Raw genomic sequence first — 20,245 nt, 5'->3', positions numbered from 1 at the left:
ATATATACATATGGCGGGCAACAGCGGTGGCCCCTGGGGGGGCGGAGGCTCCTCGGGTGGCGGAGGAAATCGGGGTAACAACGGGGACGGGCAACGCCCGCCCGAAGGCGACGGCCCGCAAATCCCTGAGATCGACGAGTTGATGAAAAAAGGTCAGGAACAACTGCGTGTCCTTATGGGCGGACGTGGCGGCTCTGGCCGTGGCGGAAACGGTCAAGGCTCGGGCGGGGGTGGTCCCATCTTTACCAAGGGGACGGCCCTGATCGGTCTTGTGGTCGGTGCTGTCCTGTGGGGGGCAGCAAGTTTCTATACTGTCAAACCCGAAGAACAGTCGGTTGAACTGCTTTTGGGTGAGTTCTCGGCCGTTGGTAATCCGGGTCTGAACTTTGCGCCTTGGCCCTTCGTAACGGCTGAGGTTATTCCGGTAACCCGCGAACAAACCGAAGATATGGGTGGCACGCGCGGCAGCGATGATGGCCTGATGCTGACCGGCGACGAAAACGTGGTCGACATCGACTATCAGGTCGTCTGGAACATCAACGACCCGGCCAAGTTCCTCTTTAACCTGCGCGACCCACGCCAGACGATCCGCGCCGTGTCGGAATCGGCCATGCGTGAGATTATTGCGCAAAGCGAGCTGGCGCCGATCCTGAACCGTGACCGTGGTGTCATTGCTGAACGCCTGCAGGAACTGATACAGACAACGATGGACAGCTACGACTCGGGCGTGAACATTATCCGCGTCAACTTTGACAAGGCGGACCCGCCGCAAGACGTGATTGCCGCCTTCCGCGACGTTCAGGCCGCCGCGCAGGAACGTGACCGTCTGCAGAACGTGGCCGACGCCTATGCCAACCGCGCTCTCGCGGAGGCACGTGGTGAAGCCGCTCAGGTTCTGGAAGAGGCCGAAGCCTACCGCGCGCAGCAGATCAACAGCGCACAGGGTGAAGCCAGCCGCTTTATCGCGGTTCTTGAGGAATATTCCAAAGCGCCGGACGTGACGCGCAAGCGTCTGTATCTGGAACGGATGGAACAAGTTCTCGGCGACGTGGACAAGATAATTTTGGACGAAAACTCGACCGGGCAGGGGCAGGGCGTCGTGCCTTACCTGCCGCTCAACGAGTTGCGCCGCAATCAGGCTGAGGAGAGCAACTGATGCGTAAATCACCCCTTATCCTCATTGCCTTGGTGATCATTGGCGTGGTCGGTCTGTCTTCGATTTTTATCGTGGATGAACGTGAACGCGCACTGGTCCTTCAGTTCGGCCGCGTGGTCGCTGTCAAAGAAGAACCCGGACTGGCGTTCAAAATCCCGTTGATTCAGGACGTTGTCCGCTATGATGACCGCATCCTTTCGATTGACGTACAGCCGCTGGAGGTCACGCCTCTGGATGACCGTCGTCTGGTGGTCGATGCCTTCGCGCGTTACCGGATTTCTGATCTGGAGCAATTCCGTCAGGCCGTCGGTGTAGGTGGCATTCCTGTCGCCGAAGATCGTCTGGACCGTATCCTGCGTGCTGAAACGCGTGAGGTTCTGGGTTCGGTCTCGTCCCGTGACATTCTGAGCTCGGACCGTGCGGCGCTGATGCTGCGTATCCGCAACAGCGCAATCGCCGAAGCCCGCGCGCTGGGCGTCAACGTGATCGACGTGCGCCTGAAAGCGACCGATCTGCCGCAAGCCAACCTTGAGGCGACCTTCGACCGGATGAAAGCTGAACGGGAACGTGAAGCCACCGACGAACGCGCCCGTGGTAACGAAGCGGCGCAGCGTGTGCGCGCGCAAGCTGACCGTACCGTGGTCGAACTGGTTTCGGACGCCAACCGTGAGGCCGAGATCATTCGCGGTGAGGCCGACGCCGAACGTAACGCGATCTTCGCCGAAGCGTTTGGCAAGGACCCCGAGTTCTTTGAGTTCTACCGGTCTCTTTCCGCTTATGAGCGCGCGCTGGGCGGAAGCAACAGCTCGATGGTTCTGAGCCCGGATTCAGAGTTCTTTAACTATCTGAAGTCACCAACAGGACAGGCATCCCAGTAATGGGTATGATCCTTCTGGCCCTCGGGCTGGTGTTAATTGTCGAGGGGCTGGCCTATGCGCTGGCCCCTTCGCTTATTGAACGGATGCTGGAGGCGTTGCGATCGCTGCCTGAACAAGCGCGGCGGCTGGCAGGGCTGCTCTGCGTGGTCAGTGGCTTTATCCTGCTGTGGGGCGCGTATCAGGTCGGCTTTTAGTTCAGCGGTTTCAAATGCAAGTGATTTCCCCGCGATCCTCAGTTGCGGGGCTGCGCAAACCGACTACATTGGTTGGTAAGAGGGGGCGTTCATGCGCGATCCCCGAAGAATTGACGACAAGGAGTACCCAAGTGCAGGCACAAGCGCGCAGTATTTCCGTCCGGGCGGACGACAGTGTTAGTTTCATGCGGCTGATGTGGCTGGCTTTTGCAGGGATGTTGATAATCCTGGCGCAGACATCGGTGGCTTTCGCGCGAGGGGAAAGCCTTGCGCCGTTGGCGGAAAAGATCAGCCCGGCGGTGGTGAACATCACCACCTCGACCCTGATCGAGAACCAGACCGGCCCACAAGGTATCGTGCCCGAGGGCTCGCCGTTCGAGGATTTTTTCCGTGAGTTCCAGGACCGGGACAATAATGGTGAGAACGCTCCGCGACGCAGCAATGCTCTGGGCTCGGGGTTCGTGATCTCTGAGGACGGCTACATTGTGACGAACAATCACGTGATCGCCGAAGCGGATGAGATTTTGATCGAGTTCTTTCCCGGTGACGGTCAACCCAAGAAGGAATTGCCCGCCAAGGTGATTGGTACGGATGACAAAACCGATATTGCGCTGCTCAAGGTCGAGGCAACAGGGCCGCTGCAATACGTCAAATTTGGTGACAGCGATATCGCCCGCGTGGGCGACTGGGTGATTGCGATGGGCAACCCTTTGGGGCAGGGGTTTTCGGTTTCGGCCGGGATCGTTTCGGCCCGTAACCGTGCGCTGAGCGGTTCCTATGACGACTACATCCAGACCGATGCGGCGATCAACCGAGGTAACTCGGGCGGGCCGTTGTTCAACATGGACGGCGAGGTGATCGGTGTGAATACGGCCATCCTGTCGCCCAATGGTGGCTCGATCGGGATTGGGTTTTCGATGGCCTCGAATGTTGTCGTGAAGGTCGTGGACCAACTGCGTGAGTTTGGTGAGACTCGCCGAGGCTGGCTGGGTGTACGCATTCAAGACGTGACCGAAGATATGGCCGAAGCCATGGGGCTGGACAAACCGGGCGGCGCTTTGATCAGCGACGTGCCGGATGGACCCGCAAAGGACGCTGGATTGCTGGCCGGTGACGTGATCCTCAGCTTCGATGGGGTTGAGGTTGAAGATACGCGCGGCCTTGTTCGTCAGGTTGGCGAAACGACCGTGGGTAAGTCGGTTCGCGTGGTCGTTCACCGAGATGGCGGAACGCAGACGGTTCTGGTGACCCTGGGACGGCGCGAAGACGCTGAGCGGTCCGAGCAAAGCGAAGAAGAAACGTCAGAAGCTCCGGTTGAAGAAAACGCTGATATTCTTGGCCTGACGATTTCTCCGCTGACGGATGAACTGCGCACCGATCTGGGCTTGGACGCTGGCGCAGAAGGCTTGGTGGTGACCGAGGTCGACGAAGCCTCGGAAGCCTATGCCAAGGGATTGCGGGCCGGTGACCTGATCACGGAAGCAGGCCAGCAGAAGGTAAGTTCGGTCGAAGACCTTGAGGCGCGAATGGAAGAAGCGCGCGAGGCCGGGCGGAAATCCCTGCTGCTTTTGGTGCGTCGCGGCGGTGACCCGCGCTTTGTGGCGCTAAGCCTCGAGGAGTGACGAACAGCTTTTCCTGATTTGAGGGCCGGGGCGTTTGCTCCGGCCTTTTTCTGTTCCGCAAAGAAGTGAGCCACACGCCGGGGAAGGCGCGTGGCTCTGATACAGGGAGAGGTCAGTGGACAGATATCGGGGATGATTCTCTGACCTCCTACGGTAACAGTTATGACCATAGTCTTAAGGGCCGCCGCCGTATGTGAAGCAGGTCACAACGGATCAGATCAAATCGGATTCCGCCAATTCACGCAGAGCCTCAAAGTCATGGATCATCAGGCCGCCGCGTGATGCCTCGACCACATTGTCGCGCTTCCAGGTTGAGATCGTTTTGGAAACCGCTTCCCGCGTCGCGCCGACGAACTCGGCCAGCTCGCTCTGCGACAGGGTGATCCGTTTGGCAGGGTCGTCCTGAAGGTCGGACAGGTGCAGCAGCTTACGCGCCAAGCGAATGGGCATTGGCAAAAAGACCTGCTCATTCATTTGCGACCCCATCCAGCGCATACGCAATCCCGCGAGGCGGATCATATCGACTGCAAGATCGGGATGCTGACGGATCTGGTTCATAACGTCGCTGCGCCGGACGCGCAGAACGCGGGACGGTTCGGCCGCCGCAATCGTGGCGGTGCGCGGCCCGTTGTCGAACAGAGCGATTTCACCGAAGATTTCGCCCGGCTTCATCAGGCTCAATGACAGTTTTCGTCCACTCATGGCTAGAAAAGACACTTCCAGCGTGCCTTCAGTGAGGGCGTAAAGGGAGTCTCCTTCGTCGCCTTGTTCAAACAGCGTCTCACCCTGTTCAAGCGAAATTTCCGTCGCCTGAGCAGACAGCATGGCCCTGAGCCTGTCAGATGCCTCGGCCAGAAAGCCGCTGTTTGGGATGGCGGTCATGTGGATGTGGTGCTCCGGCTGCCAATGGTGAGTGGTCCCACAACTTTCCACAGCTATGACGTTTAGCCAAGGATTTTATCAGTTTCCTTGGGTCAGGCGACTATCTGGCATCGGAATATCGGGCAGGATGCAGGGGTTTTACTGGTGATCTGGGTCGTCTATATAGCTTTGCAACATGCTGAATTGGAGCATAAGGAAGACCATCAACGCGATCGGAAACCCAAAGGTTTCGATTTTGACCCAGAGGTCGGTGGACATGGTCCGCCAGACCAGTTCGTTAGCCACAGCGAGTACGGCGAAACAACCGCACAGGCGACGGGTCAGGATCATCCAGCCCTCGTGTCGCATGGGAAGCATCTCGTCGAGGACATAGGCCAGATATGATTTTCCCTGCAGCAGGCCAATGCCCAAGATGATCGAGAAAAAGCCGTAGACCAGCGTGGTTTTCATTTTGAAGAACCGCTCGTCGTTGAACCAGGCTGTCAGGCCACCGAAGAAAATGACCATGACGGCGGTGAAAATCTGCATCCGGCTGAGTTTCCCGGTCAGGTACCACAGGACCGCCATTGCCGTCAGCATCAGGGGGACGAATATGATGGTGGCGACAATAAAGCCCGAATACTCGGTGCCCGCGAACTGGAAACTGTCGTCACGCAGGCGCAGGTAGATGAAGAAAAAAGCCAAGGGTGGGCCAAGTTCCAGCACCTGTTTCAGAAACGGATTGATTTCTTTTTTACCTGTCATGTCGGCTTCCTGCTGCTTACCCGCCCATTTCAACTATTACGGCGCCCAATGCAATCAATGCCATTAAAGCGATCCGCCTTGGTCCGACGGTTTCTTTGAGAACAAGCCAGCCGATCAGGGCGGCGAATACAGTTGAGGTTTCGCGAAGAACGGCGGCCTCTCCGACTTTGTCCAGCCTTGTGGCCAACATGATGGCGCCAAAAGACAGCGGGGCAATTATGCCGCCAGCCAAACCACGCAGCATCAACGGACCGAGCGCTGGCCGGTGGGGCATCGCACGCCATCTTAGGAAGGCATAAAAGGGCATGGTGGCGCCGTCGATCATGAAGAACCAAGCCAAAAAGGTGAAAGGGTCGGCGGTCGCGCGTATGCCATAAGCGTCGTACGTTGTGTAAAGCGCTACGAACAATCCGGTAGCGATTGCCAGCGTCAGGGCGATCCCAAGCGTTTCGCGGTTGGTTTCGAGAAAGCGGAAGTTATAGGCTGCCAGTCCAAATATTCCTGCCAGCAGCACCGCGACACCCAGCCATTGGATGCCGGTAAAGGTCTCGCGGAACAGAAGGTAGGCTCCGATAACGGTGAATAGTGGGCCAGTTCCGCGGACGACCGGATAGACGACGGTGTAGGAGCCCTTGGTATAGGCCATCGCCTGTAGTGTTTTGTAGATGATGTGAATCAGCCAAACGACGGCGAAAATGGGCCACATATAGGGTTCTGGCCACGGCACCACGAAAAAGGCAAAAGGCGCGGCCATCAGACAGTAGCACGCGTCGATAGCTCCGCGGGACAGCCAAGGATCGTGCCGGCCCTTTTGCAACGCTCCGAAAACCGCGTGCAGGAACGCCGCCATCAAAGCCAGTCCCAGCGCGAGCTGGTGGCCTGCTTCGGTGCCTTCGAGTGAGATCAGCCAGTCGCTCAAGTTTTGGATCTTTGTGTTGGGAGGAGAGGGTGGGGGGCTGTCTGCCCCCCAACGATACCCGGCTTGTTAAAGCCCGCTTGAACGGAACACAAGGTCGGGTGGGCCGTGGGAGGGTCTGAAAACCCCCGGAGTGCCGAGGATGGCCATAGCAAATGTAGGCCGGAACCCCGAGGGTTTTCACGCTAGCCGCGCGCTTGGCGTTGGGAACCACTCGTCGCGACCGCACCCCAAAATAACAGCCACCGATTTCAGTAGGAAGATTGACACGCGGGATGGGGGCGACACACCACCGAGTTTCGGGGGAAGTCGGCAGTGTGCGCCCCCTGATGCTGCTGCGTACCCCCTCGTGAACAAACTCAACCCACCAACAAATCAGCAGCATCAAGGCCAGAAATAGTGGGTTGGAAGGAATGGTCATGCGAAAATAGGTCAACCGTTTGTTATTTGGTGCCAAAATAGCTTTCCGAAGACCAACTGGCCGCAGGAGTTATGTTGATGTGATCCTTTCCAACACAACAGACGTATTATCTTATGTCCCTAACCCCATTGGCGGCATGACCAACGTAGTCCAGTTCCCCGGGTCCAAGGACACGCCCGAAACCGATGCCCATGAACCCAACATCACAATCAACATCCAAGTGACCCCCAAGGCGACCTTTCCTTGGGGTCCGTTGTTTCTATGCGTGTTCGCGATAGGGTGTGTGATCCTGGATTTTGCACTCGGGTAATCCGCGAAAATGTGACTTGACCTGAGTTAGAACAAAAGTAGAACATGAGCCATGACCGAGTGGCCCCGAACTATCCCCTTTGACCTCAAATGCAAACTCGAACAACTGCAGGAATGGCGCTCGAAGCCGAGCCTACAGGACGAGTGGACCACCATCCGCGAGTGGCTGACCAAGCACGGAGTGACCGCGCCGGATGTGTTGCCCCGTGAATCGGAACTCCCCTACCACTGGGACGACACCGTCTGATACCCAAGGAAGCCAACCGGAGGGGATCGGGACGGGTCTGACGGATTTTCAGGCTATATTAATACCCGAGAGCGCCCCAAAATAGCTTCCCGTGACCCGACAACGCGAATTGACTGTCCCGGAATCGAAAAACTTGCATTAAAACAGCCGTTCGATGCGAGGCGCTTCGACGAACGAGTTGCGGACTTTGCTGCCTGTCAATGCAGCCGCGGCAAGGTTGAGTTTTCAAATTTCTATTCGCGTTCGTCAGGCGCTATCGGTGAAGATTCGGGCGTGTCTGACCGACAATCACAAAACTTTGGCGCAAAAGACAAAGTTATTGAGTAAGTGCAACAATATATGTGACCTCATACGGTGATACTTCTTAATGGAAGAGGCCAGTTCGTTAGACGAATGAGACCCGCAAAAGCATAGGAAAAGTTTAATGAATATGACCAAAATAAAGAGTGCGTTTGGAATACTAGCGTTTTTGGCCATCGCTGGTTGCGCCGAAGGAACCGCCGTAGTCACCGGCAAACAACGGCCAGCAACCGACGCAAATCAGATACAGATTTATGTCGTGCCACCGGAAACTCCTTTCGAGGTTATTGCCTTGGTAAACGCCAGCAGCGCTAACGGATGGACGGATCAGCGATCCGTCGACTACGCGGTGGACGAACTGAAAAAGCAAGCTGCCGCTGTTGGTGCAAACGGGATAATCATAGGGCAGCCGGGGTCTCAGGTCGGTGGTTTTGTAATGAGCGGAAACATCGCCGTTCCGTATGATGAACAAACGGTTTCAGGGCGCGCGATATACGTATCGCCCTGACGATTTTTCGAAGTTGAACTTGCTTTATGATACCCAGTTCACCAGTGACAAGTCCGGGCACGCTGTTCGCCGTGGGTGCATCCGGCACAATAGTCGAAATCGGCGAAGTTGATCCAAACGACAGATACGCGTTTGGTCCGTTTAAGTGCATCGAATGTGGCAGTGAAATGGTACCCCACAAGGGCAAAGTTCGAGCGCATCACTTTAAGCATTTCGGTCCGCGAACACCTGCTTGTACAGACGAAACCTACCTGCACTTTCTAGCAAAGACCCAACTATACGAAACAATCCGGGACGCTATGGCGGCCGGGAGACCTTACAACATCGAGTTCAAGCGCCCGTATGTTTGCAACCGAAATAAAATGGAGTTTGGGCATGTCTGTCGACAACATAGCGGGATCGAAAAATGGGACGTCACACGTGCATTCGATAAAGTTGCACTGGAAACGCGTCATGCCGATTTCATACCGGATGTTCTGCTGTCGAGTAGTAGGCACGATGATGTACTCTTTTTGGAAATAAAGGTCTCTCACGGCTGTGAAGAAGAGAAGATAAAGAGTGGTTTTCGGATTATAGAAGTCGAGGTGTCTGATAAAGCTGATATTAGCCGACTAAAAAAAGGCATCTCACTCAATAAAGGTTCCACCAAAACCTACGGGCTTAGGGACATCGAACCAAAGGACGTTCTGTGCAAGAAAGCCTGTAGCGCGACTGGAACTGCATTTGTTGCGTACGCGAGCGGCAAAACAATCGTAAAAACGGCTACGTTCGAAGAACTTCGAAGAATGAAATCATGGAGCGCCACAAAGCTCTTTAAGTTTCTTGGGTCGGACGGCCATATAGCGCCTTGGGATTACGTGGACATCTACTTTGAAAACAGCGTCGAAGCCCGGTTTGAGAAAGACATTAAAGTGCTGTCTTGCCTACTTTGTCGCAAAGGCGGTTTGGGCAAGTACGAGAAGGAAATCTTCTGCTTTGAACAAGGTATCGAAACTGACATCAATGCAGCGCACGACTGCAAGTACTATGTGCCCGTAGACGATGAAGCGGAGGCCCGTCGTCGCTTTGAGAGAAGCCGTCGATACTTGGAACGAAGTAGGATGGACTGGAGTTCAAATCCAGCCGACTTTGAGTGGCGGCCTGATTGGTGGAGGACTAACGAGGAGACGGATGTAGTGGAAGACTAAAGATAAAAACTCGCGCGTTTCAGAAATTTTTGTGCGTCCACTGCGGGCTCACTGCAGCCGTTTTCTGCAGTCTGCCTGAGCGTCCGCTTTACCACCAGTGAGCAGATTTCGGATTTATTGGTCCAGAGCTTAGACGCAGGATGCATAGTTTATTGTTGATCAAAGCCAACAAGAAATAGCCCCGGTGTCCAATAAACCAATATCCAACCCTTGGGTTTTAGATCGGTATCTCCATACTCCTAAACGTGACCGGGTTGTTGAGGCACAAGCCCCGAACCTCCGGTCCATCCAACTTCAACGCGATCCTGTGGGATCGTCTGGCTGCGGATTTGGGTCGGATTATCACAGACCTGATCAAAGCCGGGGTCTTGTCCGTCCACTTTGACTGCGCCGAAGGCACGTTGCCCGGGGGCGTCAGGCTTCACGCCGACTACCCGTCTGGGCAGATGGTGTTGGACCTGTTGGAAGCCATCAGGACGCGGCGACCGGTCGAGTGGTGCGACCATTGCGGACACCCGTTTTTCCCACAGCGGCCAGAGGCCAAATACTGCTCGACCTCCTGCAAAGGTCAGGCGGCAACATACAGACAACGAGAAGCGGCGAAGGGGGCCGAAAAATGAACATCCGGGACGAAACCCACGACCTGTCCGAGCGGACACGCCAACTGCTAACCGATATTGAAACAGCGATTGGCAACCAGATGCGTAATGAAGTGGACGCCGAATGTCTGCTGGCTCTGGATAAGGCCCGAAGGGGTTTGAAAAAGGCAAATAAGGCGCTGGGGGCCACGATATGGCTTCCATAACCAAGGTCACAAGGCTCGGCACCGTAAGGTACCGGGTCTTTTTTGAATGGCGCGACCGGAACGGAATCCGGCAGCGCAAAAGCAAAACATTCGCCACCAAACGAGAGGCCCAAGCCCAAAAAGTGGAGTGGGACGTCCAACAACAGGCCGGGGTCACACCAAGTCGGGCCACGGTGTCCAAGGCGGTGGACGACTGGTTGGACTACCAGTTGACGAGCGGCGAACATCGGCCCGAAACCAGCGCCCGGTATCGGCACAAGGGCCAAGCCATCAAGAACGTGATTGGCGATATCGAGTTGGGCGACCTCCAGCCCTCGGACGTGGAACACCTCTATTCCGAGTTGCTGGCCGGACGGGGGACGCCCAGTGGCCGACCGTACTCGCACAAAACCCTGGGTCAGGTTCGGTCCATCGTCTCGGGTGTGGTCCAGACCGCCATTCGTCACCGACTCGTCACTTTCGACGTGGTCAAGGCAGCGCGATACCCAAAAGCGCCACCTCGGAAACGCAAACCACCGTTCAAACCCGACGACGTGGTCCGATACCTAGAGGGGCTGGATGCGGCAGGCATCGGGATGGTTGTTCGGGCCATCGCCATGACAGGTCTGCGCCGGTCAGAGGTCGGGGCGCTGCGGATACAGGATGTCGACTTTGATCGCCGGTTGTTCACGGTCAACGGTTCGTTGGGCCGGGACGGAGTCATATACCCGCCCAAGACGGCCAATTCGCAGCGGTCCTTGCCCCTGACGCCCGACTTGGAAGAACTGTTCCGAAACCAGTTGACCGCGCTCAAGGTGTTGAAGTTGAAGGCGGGGCCGGTCTGGGAGGAACACGGGTTGCTATTCCCTGAACCCGACGGGACGCCCCTGCGACTGGACACCCTGACCAACCGGGCGCGGCGGGTCCGAAACCGGCTGGGGCTGCCCAAAGCGTCCCCGTTGCACGGGCTGCGCCATTTCGTGGCCTCGGCCATGATTTCGTCAGGCACCCAACCAAAACTCGTCTCGGCCATGCTGGGCCATCACTCGGTGGCCTTCACTCAAGACGAATATGTTGACGTCTATGACGACGACCTCGCCCGGGCGTCACATGGTCTGCAGTCCCTCCTGGGAGGGCGCGGGGAGGGCTGACCGGGTGCGCGGGGTGTTTCGGATACATGCTTCGGGTGTTTCGGATACACCAGAAGTGCGGTATGGACACCACCAGATGAGCCGGGTGAACTGTTTTGGGGGTCTGTCTGCCCCCCACACCCCCCGAGGATATTTTTAGGCCAGATGAAGGTGCGGATCAGCTTTGGTCAAGACCCGTGAGCGCGGCGGCGAATTCTTCAGGGTCGAAGGGGGCGAGGTCGTCTATCTGTTCCCCGACACCGATCGCGTGGATCGGTAGGCCAAACTTGTCCGCGAGCGCCACCAGGACGCCGCCCTTGGCCGTGCCATCCAGTTTGGTCATTACAAGGCCCGAGACATCGGCCAGCTTGCGGAACGTTTCGACCTGGCTGAGCGCATTTTGCCCGGTGGTCGCGTCCAGCACCAAAAGGGTGTTGTGCGGAGCGGTCTCGTCGACTTTGCGGATGACGCGCACGATTTTGGCGAGTTCCTGCATCAAGTCGGCGCGGTTTTGCAGGCGGCCAGCGGTGTCGATCATCAACAGGTCTGCTCCGTCCTCTTGCGCGCGTGTGAGGGCGTCAAAAGCGAGAGAGGCGGGGTCAGATCCTTCGGGAGCGGTAAGGACCGGCACCCCGGCGCGTTCGCCCCAGACCTGAAGCTGTTCGACAGCGGCTGCCCGGAACGTATCGCCCGCAGCAATCACGACCTTTTTGCCTGCTGCTTTGAACTGGCTTGCGAGTTTGCCGATTGTTGTGGTCTTGCCGGATCCGTTCACGCCGACCACAAGCACAACCTGGGGGCGCTTGGGGTAGATCGGCAGCGGTTTGGCGACAGGTTCCATCACGCGCGAGACTTCCTGTGCCAGAAGCTGCTTGATCTCTTGGGTTGAAAGTTTGCGGCCAAAACGCCCTTCGGCCATGTTCGAGGTGACGCGCAGGGCGGTGTCCACGCCCATGTCCGAGGCGATCAGCAGTTCTTCGAGTTGCTCCAGCATGTCGTCGTCAAGTGTGCGGCGAACTGCGGTTTTGGCCTCGTTCCGGTTGAACATGCGCGCCAGAACACCTTTGGACGGAGCTGCCTCTGGCGGCGGGGGGGCTGGCATTGGATCGACCGGGGCCGGCTCAGGGGCTTCGACGGGCTGGGGTTCAGGCTGCGGCTGCGGAACCTCCGGTACGGGTTCTGGCTGAGGTTCCGGCTCGGGGATGACTGGATCAGGGGCCGTCGTTTCTTCGCCGCCATCTTCGACGATGGCTTCCAGCCCCTGTTCGAGGCGGGACGAGGATTTGAACAGCTTGTCCTTGAGCTTTGAGAAAAACGCCATTTTTGGTCTCCGCAGATGTTCCTCTCACCTAATGCGGATTTGAACCAGTTGCAAAGGGTCACAGAAAGGCAGTCAGCAACCCAGCCTGAGCGCCCCAATACAATATCCACACCATGTAAGGGGTGAAGCGGAGGCTTGGATGATTTTGGGGCAGTAGGAACTTTTCCGTCGCCAGGATCAGGTCCGACGCGATAAAGGCCATCGCTGCGGGCAATGCCCAACGCAAAGGGCCGATCTCGGGCACCGCCAGTACTGCCAGACCCATGCCGAGGATAATTGGGATATATCCCAAGACCGGCACCTTTAACTCTCCGGCGCGCGGGGCGAGCAAGGTTGCGGCCACGACGCCCAAGATGATCAAGGACCAGAAGAAGCCGGGCTTTTCGAAGATAAGAGCCGTTTCACCGGATGGATGGGACAAAAACAATGCGATATAGGCCAGATGCCCGGCAGCAAAGGCGCCTATACCGGCCATGAAGGTGGCATCGGAGTCCCGGGACAGCAACGCATCACCGACGGCACAGAAGGACAGGGCTGCGATCAGCAGAAGGGGCGCACCCTGTAGTGCTGCAATAACTGCAAGGAATGCGACCGATAGCGTTTTCAGGACAGACCTCAGCCCACTTGCGGGTTTTGGCGTCATAGGCAAATAGGCCAGCGCACAAGCTGCGGCGATCAGGAACAAGGCGGTCATTTGGTGGCTCCCCCGTGTTTTGGTTTTTGAGCAGCGTCGCCGTGAAACCGGCAATAGCTCAACCGGTTACGTTGGGTAAACATGGCGTTGCGCGCAGAGTTGGCGTTGCTGCATCACATCTGCCAAAATGATCTTATGCTGAGGTCTATCGCGATTCTTATGGCAATGTCCGGTCCGGTTGTGGGCGCGGAACCTGGTCTTTCGGGTTCGGAATTTGACGCATACACCCGTGGGAAAACACTGTTCTACGGGTTTCAAGGGCAGATTTATGGGGTTGAGCGTTACCTGCCAAACCGCAGAGTTATATGGTCTTTTCTGGACGGGGACTGCAAGGAAGGTGTCTGGTACGAACAAAGTGGCCAAATTTGTTTTCTCTATGAGGATCGTCTGGACCCGCAATGCTGGCTGTTCACGGAATCGAGTAGCGGTTTGATCGCTCAGTTCGAGGGGAATCCGGACCGAACCGAGCTGTACGAGGCCGATGAGATCGACGAAGAAATGGTCTGTTACGGTCCGGATGTCGGCGTTTAGCACCCTGTCAAAACAGTGACCCTTGGTCCGGCGTGTCCTTGGTCGGAATCTTCTTTTGCGGGGAGCGCGACGGGTTTGCCTGACTTGTGTTTAGTGTGCCATCCGCGAACTCGATCTCGAATTCTGAGTGCTGTCCAGCCTGTTCTTTTGTCGTCAGGACATGTCCTTCTGCGCGCACCACCGCATAGCCTCTTTCCAGCGTCGCTTTGTAGCTGAGTGTTTCGCGCAGCCGGTCTGTCGCCTCAAGATTCTGGCGCATCCGGTCAAGCCTTGCGGTCTGAGCGCTGGTCAGGCGTTCAGCCAGTCGCGCGACGTTGTTTCGCTGTGTTTCGATTTCGCGTTGGATCGGCCGCAGGGACAGCCGGGAGGACAGGTTACGAACAGCCTCTTGCCGCGTTGCCACCAGATTGCGCAGGGTTGAGGGGCGCAGATGGGCCGAGATTTCCACGACACGCAAACGGCGGTTCTGAACACTGCGGCCAAGCGCTGGGGCCAGCCTATCCGCAACAAGATCAAGGCGTTGGCGCGGGGTGTTCAACAAAGTGTCCGGGCGTGGCAAGGCGCGTGACAGGTCGCGCAAACGCTGGGCGCGGCGTTGAACCGCGTCACTGGCGGAACGGGACAAGCGCGCACCTTGCTCGCCGGTCCAGGCCAGCAGCTCCATACGCACGGGAACCGCTAGTTCGGCAGCAGCAGTCGGAGTGGGCGCGCGTCGGTCCGAGACGAAGTCGATCAGTGTTGTATCGGATTCGTGCCCCACGGCCGAGATCAGCGGGATGTCTGACGCCGCTGCCGCTCGTGCGACGGCTTCTTCGTTGAAGCCCCAAAGGTCTTCGATCGAGCCACCGCCGCGAGCGACGATGATCAGGTCGGGGCGCGGCAGGGCCCCTCCGGGCGTCAGTTGGTTGAAACCGTTGATCGCATTGGCGACCTCGGGCGCGCAGTTTGATCCTTGCACGGCGACGGGCCAGATCAGCACTTTGCGCGGGAACCGGTCGCGCAGGCGGTGCAGGATATCGCGGATCACCGCGCCAGACGGGGATGTCACGACGCCGATGATCTGCGGCAGGTAGGGCAGGGGCTTCTTGCGTTCGGGCGCGAACAGCCCTTCGGCCTCAAGTTGTTTCTTGCGTTTTTCCAGCAGCGCCATCAGTGCGCCTTGCCCGGCGACGGCGACCTCATCGACGTTCAGGTTGTATTTCGACTGCGCGCCGAATGCGGTCAGGCGGCCGGTGACAACGACCTCAAGCCCTTCTTCCGGCACCACGGACAAGCCCGAGATCTGGCCTTTCCACGTGGTGCAGGCCAGCACGTTCCGGTCATCCTTGATGTCGTAATACAGATGGCCTGAGCGCGCCTTGAAAACGCGCCCGACCTCGCCGCGCACACGGATTCGGCCAAATGCGCCTTCCAGCGTGCGCTTTACCTCTCCTGAGATGTCCGAAACGGTGTATTCGGGGGTGTTTTGGCCGGGAATGGGGTCGTCAAGCAGGTCGGACATTTCAGCGCCTTGTGTCAAATGCCTGCCCAGCTTAGAACGCGCGGCAGGCGAGGCCAAGCAGATCGGAGAGCAGTTATGAACATCCTTATTCTCGGAAGCGGGGGGCGTGAGCACAGCCTGGCCTGGGCGGTGATGCAGAACCCAAAATGTGATCGACTGATCGTGGCTCCGGGGAATGCAGGAATCGCACAGATTGCGAACTGTGCGGCGTTGGATATCGAAAACGGCGGCGCGGTTGTTAGCTTTGCCGAGGAAAACGCGATTGATTTCGTCATCGTCGGTCCCGAGGCGCCTCTGGCTGCCGGTGTCGCGGATCGGTTGCGAGAGGCAGGCGTTCTGGTCTTTGGTCCCTCGGCTGAGGCGGCACGGCTGGAAGCGTCCAAGAGCTTTACCAAAGAGATTTGCGATGCCGCTAGGGCTCCGACGGCGGCTTATGCGCGGTTTACCGAGGCCGATCCTGCCAAGGCCTATATCCGCGAGCAGGGCGCTCCGATTGTGGTCAAGGCCGATGGTCTGGCCGCCGGAAAGGGCGTGATCGTCGCGATGGATGAGCAAACCGCGCTGGAGGCGATCGATGATATGTTCGGTGGGGCTTTTGGCGGGGCAGGCGCTGAGGTTGTCATCGAAGAGTTCATGGAGGGCGAGGAGGCTTCTCTGTTTGTGCTTTGTGACGGTGAGAACATCCTGTCGGTTGGCACGGCGCAGGATCACAAACGCGTTGGCGAAGGTGATACTGGCCCGAATACAGGCGGAATGGGGGCGTATTCTCCGGCACCCGTTCTAAGCGCCGAGATCGAGGCGCGCGCGATGGATGAAATCGTGCGCCCGACGATGGATGAGATGAAGCGTCGCGGAACTCCGTTTCAGGGTGTGCTTTATGCGGGCCTGATGATCAAGGACGGGAAACCGAGGCTGGTGGAATATAACGTGCGCTTTGGGGACCCGGAGTGTCAGGTGCTGATGATGCGCCTGGGAGCACAGGTAATGGACCTCATGCACGCTGCGGCCGAGGGGCGGTTGGCAGAGGCGCGCGTGAATTGGGCGGATGATCATGCGATCACCGTCGTGATGGCGGCAAACGGGTATCCGGGGTCTTATGAAAAGGGAAGTGTGATCAACGGCTTGGACGCGCTGCCTGAAGATAGTAAGAACATGGTTTTTCATGCGGGGACCAAAGCTGAGGATGGGCAAATTCTGGCGACGGGTGGTCGGGTGTTGAATGTGACTACACGGGGCGAGACACTGCAGGACGCCCGCGACCGGGCCTATGAGATGGTGGACGGGATTGACTGGCCCGGCGGATTTTTCCGCCGTGATATCGGCTGGCGGGCGTTGTAGTCAAATTGCCGGGCTGCGCCCGACTTGATTGTTAGGTCGAGGGGCGCTGCCCCGCCGCCAATGGCGGCTCCCCGAGATATTTTTAGCCAGATGAAGGGCGGATCAGCAGGTGAGCGCCTTCGTCAGGTCGTTGCGTTTTCTAAGGGGGCCGATGTTGGTCATGTGCCAGCCGTTTTTGTAAGTGACGCTGATAATTCTGCTCCAGTCGGCGCTGGTGACGATTATTTCGGGGCCGTTGTCGCAATCGCGGATACCGCCAGAAATGAAATCCTCTCCGATCTTGTGGTTCGTCAGGCCGGGGAGTGATGCGATTTCGGTGAGCGCGCCATCTTTGAAGCGCCCGATGCGTAGTGTTTTGGCCAGATGGGGGCGGTCGATATAGGCGATTTCGATATAGCCGTCGCCGTCCAGATCGGCTGCGCCGATTGGGGCGAGCCAGCGGAAACGGGTGCCGATATGGGGTGTGGCGGCGATTTTTTCGCCGAGCGCGTTGTAGACCGCAAGCTGAGCGCCGGTTTGATTCTGTGACTCGACGACCATCACTTCGAGAGCGCCGTCCAGATCAATGTCCACCAATCTGGGAGCAAGGTCTTCAAACACGCGGTCCAGCGGCAGGGAGACGGTTAATATTTCACCGTCAACCATGAGCTCTAGCGCACCGTATTCTACGTTGTCCCCCAGAACACCGTGTGGATACCGCGTTGTCGGTTCGGTAAAGTGGGCAGCCGTTATCGTGTTTGCGATCGCGTCGGTCGCTGCACCCATTAGCCACAGGCTCGACGCCAGCAGCGCGCCGCGAGTCCCGCTTTGCCACAGGCGAGCGGGCAGGCGCGGCGCTTTGGGCTGCATCAGATCTGCTTTTCGGGCATCTGCACGACCAGACCGTCCAGCGCATCCGTGACCTTGATTTGGCAGGTCAGGCGTGAGCGGGCAGGGTCGGGTTCAAAGGCAAAGTCCAACATGTCCTCTTCCATGTCGTCCTTGGCTGGAACCTTCTCGACCCAGTCGGGGTGGATATAGACGTGGCAGGTCGAACAGGCGCAGGCGCCGCCGCAATCGGCCTCGATGCCGGGGATGTTGTTGTCACGAGCCCCTTCCATGACGGTCAGTCCGTTGGCGACCTCGACTGTATGCTCGGTACCGCCATGCTCGACATAGGTGATCTTTGCCATTGCGTGCGTCTTCCTTTTTCGATTGTCGAATTCTTCCTTAGTGAAGGCATTTAGGTCTGACCAGCCTCATTTGCGACTCGACGTGCCGTGTCTGGACTTTCCAGCCGTATGTTCTATTTTTGTTCTTATGCTTGTTGCCCCTGTTCGCCCCACGGTTTCAAACCGAGACTGGCCGCGCCCGCCTGCCTGTCTTCCAGCCAAACGGTTGGACGACCCGCCCGAAGGCGCACGGGTTGCTGTCGCCGGGCTGGTGATCCTGCGGCAGAGGCCGGGGACGGCCAAGGGGGTGATCTTTCTGACGCTTGAGGATGAGACCGGTATCGTGAACGTGGTGGTCTGGCGTGCGATCTACGAACGCTTTCGCCGCGCCGTGATCTCGGGGCGGTTGCTACGTGTCACGGGGCGGATGCAGCGGGCGCATTCGGTGACCCATGTGATCGCGGAAGAGATTGAGGATATTTCGGGCATGCTGGATGTGCTGGTGCGGGGGGAGGAGGCACGTGCTCATCGCTCTTAGAGGCCATATTCCCGCCTTGCCCACACGCCTTGCCTGATGCAAACTTTTGTGCGGAGGACGCCTGTTTCGCCGCCAAGTCGATTGGCAAGCGGACCAGCGCGGCGTCACGCTTTGGGAGGAACGTGCCATGCCAACCAAAACCGAGGGTTCCACGCCACCCGACAACCTGACGCCGCAGCAGCAGGATATGCCCAAGGTCAACAAGATCACAGCGGAGGATATCACCGAGGCGCTGAAGGCGGGGTTTTCCGATTTTCTAGCGCGCCCCTTTATGAGCGGATTCTTCGGCCTGTTTTATGCGGTTTTCGGGCTTTTATTTGTTTGGTGCCTGGTTTGGCTTGGCAAAATCTGGATGATCATTCCTGCCGCCGTAGGCTTTCCGCTGATTGCACCTTTCGCGGCTGCCGGGCTCTATGAAATGTCCCGCCGGTTGCAGGAGGGCAAGAGTTTCGGCTGGTCTGAAATCCTCGGCGTGATGGCCAACCAGCGCAAGCGTGAAATGGGCTGGATGGCCTTTGTGACCCTGTTCATTTTCTGGGTGTGGATTTATCAGGTACGGCTTTGGCTGGCGATTACCCTGCAGAATGCTTCCTTTTCGGATTTTGAAGGGTTTTTAAACGTCGTGTTCTACACACCGCAGGGATGGACCTTTCTTGCCATTGGCACTTGCGTCGGTGCCTTTTTGTCTGGGGTTCTGTTCTCGGTAACGGTTGTTGCCATGCCCATGCTGCTTGATCGAGAGACAAATTTTGTGTCCGCCATGCTGACCTCCATTCGCGTTGTGACAGAGAACCCGGTCGTCATGCTGGGCTGGGCGGCAATCATCTCGGTCACTATGCTATTATCGATGGCTCCGGCGTTTCTGGGTCTGGTGTTCACCCTTCCGATTCTTGGGCACACAACGTGGCATCTCTATCGACGTGCGGTTTCACCAGCAGAGGGGCGTTCTGACGCGCCACAGCCATGAACAAATGATGACTTCGGTTGGCTTACCGCTTGAACAAAACCTCTTGTGACTGCTTGCTTCTGTGGTCACCGCGCAATTCGGCATGTAGAGCGCGCCCGGCCTGAACGCCCGGACGTGCGCTGACAGTCTCAAGCCAGCGCGTGAAGTGCGGCTTATCTTCCAACACCTGCTGTTGTCCTTCCCAGAGGCTGGCCCATCCCCAAATCGACATGTCGGCGATGGAATAGAAATCACCTGCAACAAACTCGTTCTCAGCCAGTCGACGATCGAGCACTGCGTACAGACGCCCAACCTCGGTGCGGTAACGATCTTTCGCGTAGGGCAGATCCTGCGGTGGATCCATTTGAGGGGCGTATTTCAGGAAATGATGCGCTTGACCCGCCATTGGTCCGACGCCACCCATCTGCCACATCAGCCATTCCTCAACCGCGACACGGTCGCGTTCGGTGGTTCCGTAGAACCGACCGGTCTTTCGGGCCAGATACATCAGGATCGCACCGCTTTCAAAAACCGAGATTGGCTGGCCATCCGGTCCGTCCGGGTCGACAATTGCGGGCATTCGGTTGTTCGGAGCGATCTTCAGAAACTCGGGGTCGAATTGGTCGCCCTTGCCGATATTGATCAGATGAGTTGTGTATGGCAGGTCCATCTCTTCCAGCGCGATGGATACCTTCCAGCCATTTGGCGTGGGCCAGAAATACAGATCGATCATGATGTCTCCTCAGGTTGATAGGATCATGAGGCTTTCTGAACGAAGGGCAACAGTTCTTGTGGTCGGGCAGTGCAAGTTGCAGCGTCACCGCGTCGAACCCGACTATTCGCGTCTGCTTGTTATCGCGCAAGATGTTGTGGTGCGGTTTAGCCGCAACGCTATGACACATCGGCGCAGGGAAAGTTTCAGAACCGTGACGTCGCGCCCGTCAGGG

24 protein-coding genes are annotated in these 20,245 nt (G+C 57.7%); 15 read left to right on the top strand and 9 right to left on the bottom strand.

What is annotated here, in order from left to right; all coding sequences use genetic code 11:
* Nucleotides 1-10: 10 nt before the first annotated feature.
* The 4 genes from hflK to ACR0B7_RS05760 all read left to right on the top strand — a co-directional run bounded on the left by hflK (nt 11) and on the right by ACR0B7_RS05760 (nt 3,850).
* Nucleotides 11-1,156: an FtsH protease activity modulator HflK gene (gene hflK, locus ACR0B7_RS05775; RefSeq protein ID WP_170482684.1), complete on the top strand. Its 1,146-nt coding sequence runs from the start codon at nt 11-13 to the stop codon at nt 1,154-1,156.
* Complete coding sequence (hflC, locus tag ACR0B7_RS05770; protein WP_170482680.1) at nt 1,156-2,034, top strand: protease modulator HflC; 879 nt, start codon at nt 1,156-1,158, stop codon at nt 2,032-2,034. The genes hflK and hflC overlap by 1 nt, the downstream gene beginning before the upstream one ends.
* Entirely contained in the window at nt 2,034-2,228 is a 195-nt protein-coding gene (locus ACR0B7_RS05765; protein ID WP_170482677.1) for a DUF2065 domain-containing protein, read from the top strand. The genes hflC and ACR0B7_RS05765 overlap by 1 nt, the downstream gene beginning before the upstream one ends.
* 185 nt (nt 2,229-2,413) lie before the next feature.
* On the top strand, nt 2,414-3,850 hold the full coding sequence (locus ACR0B7_RS05760) for a Do family serine endopeptidase (RefSeq protein ID WP_480681267.1): 1,437 nt from the start codon (nt 2,414-2,416) through the stop codon (nt 3,848-3,850).
* Between the two features lie 213 nt (nt 3,851-4,063).
* Here the strand turns inward: ACR0B7_RS05760 and ACR0B7_RS05755 are convergent, their stop codons facing one another.
* The 3 genes from ACR0B7_RS05755 to ACR0B7_RS05745 all read right to left on the bottom strand — a co-directional run bounded on the left by ACR0B7_RS05755 (nt 4,064) and on the right by ACR0B7_RS05745 (nt 6,395).
* The gene (locus tag ACR0B7_RS05755) at nt 4,064-4,732 is read right to left on the bottom strand and encodes a Crp/Fnr family transcriptional regulator (RefSeq protein WP_170482670.1); all 669 of its coding nucleotides are present in this window, start codon (nt 4,730-4,732) and stop codon (nt 4,064-4,066) included.
* 138 nt (nt 4,733-4,870) lie between these two features.
* Complete coding sequence (locus tag ACR0B7_RS05750; RefSeq protein ID WP_170482666.1) at nt 4,871-5,476, bottom strand: inner membrane-spanning protein YciB; 606 nt, start codon at nt 5,474-5,476, stop codon at nt 4,871-4,873.
* 16 nt (nt 5,477-5,492) lie between these two features.
* Nucleotides 5,493-6,395, bottom strand: coding sequence for a DMT family transporter (locus ACR0B7_RS05745; RefSeq protein WP_170482663.1), 903 nt, complete (start codon nt 6,393-6,395; stop codon nt 5,493-5,495).
* Between the two features lie 554 nt (nt 6,396-6,949).
* Here ACR0B7_RS05745 and ACR0B7_RS05740 point away from each other — a divergent pair.
* From ACR0B7_RS05740 to ACR0B7_RS05710, 7 genes are all read left to right on the top strand, one after another.
* The gene (locus ACR0B7_RS05740; protein ID WP_170482658.1) at nt 6,950-7,123 is read left to right on the top strand and encodes a hypothetical protein; all 174 of its coding nucleotides are present in this window, start codon (nt 6,950-6,952) and stop codon (nt 7,121-7,123) included.
* A gap of 51 nt (nt 7,124-7,174) precedes the next feature.
* A complete protein-coding gene (locus tag ACR0B7_RS05735; RefSeq protein WP_170482656.1) occupies nt 7,175-7,369 on the top strand; it encodes a hypothetical protein in 195 nt (64 codons plus the stop codon).
* Between the two features lie 424 nt (nt 7,370-7,793).
* Complete coding sequence (locus tag ACR0B7_RS05730) at nt 7,794-8,177, top strand: hypothetical protein (protein ID WP_480681080.1); 384 nt, start codon at nt 7,794-7,796, stop codon at nt 8,175-8,177.
* Nucleotides 8,178-8,203: 26 nt separating this feature from the next.
* Nucleotides 8,204-9,364, top strand: coding sequence for a competence protein CoiA family protein (locus tag ACR0B7_RS05725; protein WP_480681078.1), 1,161 nt, complete (start codon nt 8,204-8,206; stop codon nt 9,362-9,364).
* 257 nt (nt 9,365-9,621) lie between these two features.
* Nucleotides 9,622-9,984 (top strand): ABC transporter permease, encoded by a 363-nt coding sequence (locus ACR0B7_RS05720; protein WP_170576527.1) that lies wholly within the window; start codon nt 9,622-9,624, stop codon nt 9,982-9,984.
* Nucleotides 9,981-10,169 carry a hypothetical protein gene (locus tag ACR0B7_RS05715; protein WP_170482650.1) on the top strand — a complete coding sequence of 63 codons (189 nt, stop codon included), beginning with the start codon at nt 9,981-9,983 and terminating at the stop codon, nt 10,167-10,169. Before ACR0B7_RS05720 ends, ACR0B7_RS05715 begins: the two co-directional genes overlap by 4 nt.
* Nucleotides 10,157-11,299, top strand: coding sequence for a site-specific integrase (locus ACR0B7_RS05710; RefSeq protein ID WP_170482647.1), 1,143 nt, complete (start codon nt 10,157-10,159; stop codon nt 11,297-11,299). Before ACR0B7_RS05715 ends, ACR0B7_RS05710 begins: the two co-directional genes overlap by 13 nt.
* A gap of 157 nt (nt 11,300-11,456) precedes the next feature.
* Here ACR0B7_RS05710 and ftsY read toward each other — a convergent pair whose 3' ends face one another.
* Nucleotides 11,457-12,599: a signal recognition particle-docking protein FtsY gene (gene ftsY, locus ACR0B7_RS05705; protein WP_170482644.1), complete on the bottom strand. Its 1,143-nt coding sequence runs from the start codon at nt 12,597-12,599 to the stop codon at nt 11,457-11,459.
* Between the two features lie 58 nt (nt 12,600-12,657).
* The gene (locus ACR0B7_RS05700) at nt 12,658-13,293 is read right to left on the bottom strand and encodes a lysoplasmalogenase (protein ID WP_170482641.1); all 636 of its coding nucleotides are present in this window, start codon (nt 13,291-13,293) and stop codon (nt 12,658-12,660) included.
* Between the two features lie 159 nt (nt 13,294-13,452).
* On the opposite strand from ACR0B7_RS05700, the gene ACR0B7_RS05695 reads away from it, so the two are divergent.
* The gene (locus ACR0B7_RS05695) at nt 13,453-13,824 is read left to right on the top strand and encodes a hypothetical protein (RefSeq protein WP_480681265.1); all 372 of its coding nucleotides are present in this window, start codon (nt 13,453-13,455) and stop codon (nt 13,822-13,824) included.
* Between the two features lie 7 nt (nt 13,825-13,831).
* Here the strand turns inward: ACR0B7_RS05695 and xseA are convergent, their stop codons facing one another.
* The gene (gene xseA, locus ACR0B7_RS05690; RefSeq protein WP_170482639.1) at nt 13,832-15,325 is read right to left on the bottom strand and encodes an exodeoxyribonuclease VII large subunit; all 1,494 of its coding nucleotides are present in this window, start codon (nt 15,323-15,325) and stop codon (nt 13,832-13,834) included.
* A gap of 75 nt (nt 15,326-15,400) precedes the next feature.
* Here xseA and purD point away from each other — a divergent pair, with 75 nt between their 5' ends.
* Nucleotides 15,401-16,663, top strand: coding sequence for a phosphoribosylamine--glycine ligase (purD, locus tag ACR0B7_RS05685; RefSeq protein ID WP_170576526.1), 1,263 nt, complete (start codon nt 15,401-15,403; stop codon nt 16,661-16,663).
* A gap of 102 nt (nt 16,664-16,765) precedes the next feature.
* On the opposite strand, the gene ACR0B7_RS05680 is transcribed toward purD, so the two are convergent.
* Both ACR0B7_RS05680 and ACR0B7_RS05675 read right to left on the bottom strand, forming a co-directional pair.
* On the bottom strand, nt 16,766-17,512 hold the full coding sequence (locus tag ACR0B7_RS05680) for an FG-GAP repeat domain-containing protein (RefSeq protein WP_480681074.1): 747 nt from the start codon (nt 17,510-17,512) through the stop codon (nt 16,766-16,768).
* Nucleotides 17,512-17,835 carry a 2Fe-2S iron-sulfur cluster-binding protein gene (locus ACR0B7_RS05675; RefSeq protein ID WP_170482635.1) on the bottom strand — a complete coding sequence of 108 codons (324 nt, stop codon included), beginning with the start codon at nt 17,833-17,835 and terminating at the stop codon, nt 17,512-17,514. Before ACR0B7_RS05675 ends, ACR0B7_RS05680 begins: the two co-directional genes overlap by 1 nt.
* A gap of 127 nt (nt 17,836-17,962) precedes the next feature.
* On the opposite strand from ACR0B7_RS05675, the gene ACR0B7_RS05670 reads away from it, so the two are divergent.
* Together ACR0B7_RS05670 and ACR0B7_RS05665 are read left to right on the top strand one after the other, a co-directional pair.
* Nucleotides 17,963-18,352, top strand: coding sequence for an OB-fold nucleic acid binding domain-containing protein (locus ACR0B7_RS05670; RefSeq protein ID WP_170482632.1), 390 nt, complete (start codon nt 17,963-17,965; stop codon nt 18,350-18,352).
* Between the two features lie 127 nt (nt 18,353-18,479).
* Nucleotides 18,480-19,319 carry a DUF2189 domain-containing protein gene (locus ACR0B7_RS05665; RefSeq protein WP_170482630.1) on the top strand — a complete coding sequence of 280 codons (840 nt, stop codon included), beginning with the start codon at nt 18,480-18,482 and terminating at the stop codon, nt 19,317-19,319.
* A 22-nt stretch (nt 19,320-19,341) separates the two neighbouring features.
* Here the strand turns inward: ACR0B7_RS05665 and ACR0B7_RS05660 are convergent, their stop codons facing one another.
* Nucleotides 19,342-20,031 (bottom strand): glutathione S-transferase N-terminal domain-containing protein, encoded by a 690-nt coding sequence (locus tag ACR0B7_RS05660; protein WP_170569090.1) that lies wholly within the window; start codon nt 20,029-20,031, stop codon nt 19,342-19,344.
* Nucleotides 20,032-20,245: the final 214 nt, after the last annotated feature.

This window comes from Ruegeria sp. BB6 (assembly GCF_056539385.1).
Note: the sequence above shows the minus strand (reverse complement) of the source record. Positions and strands in the feature narration are given on the sequence as shown.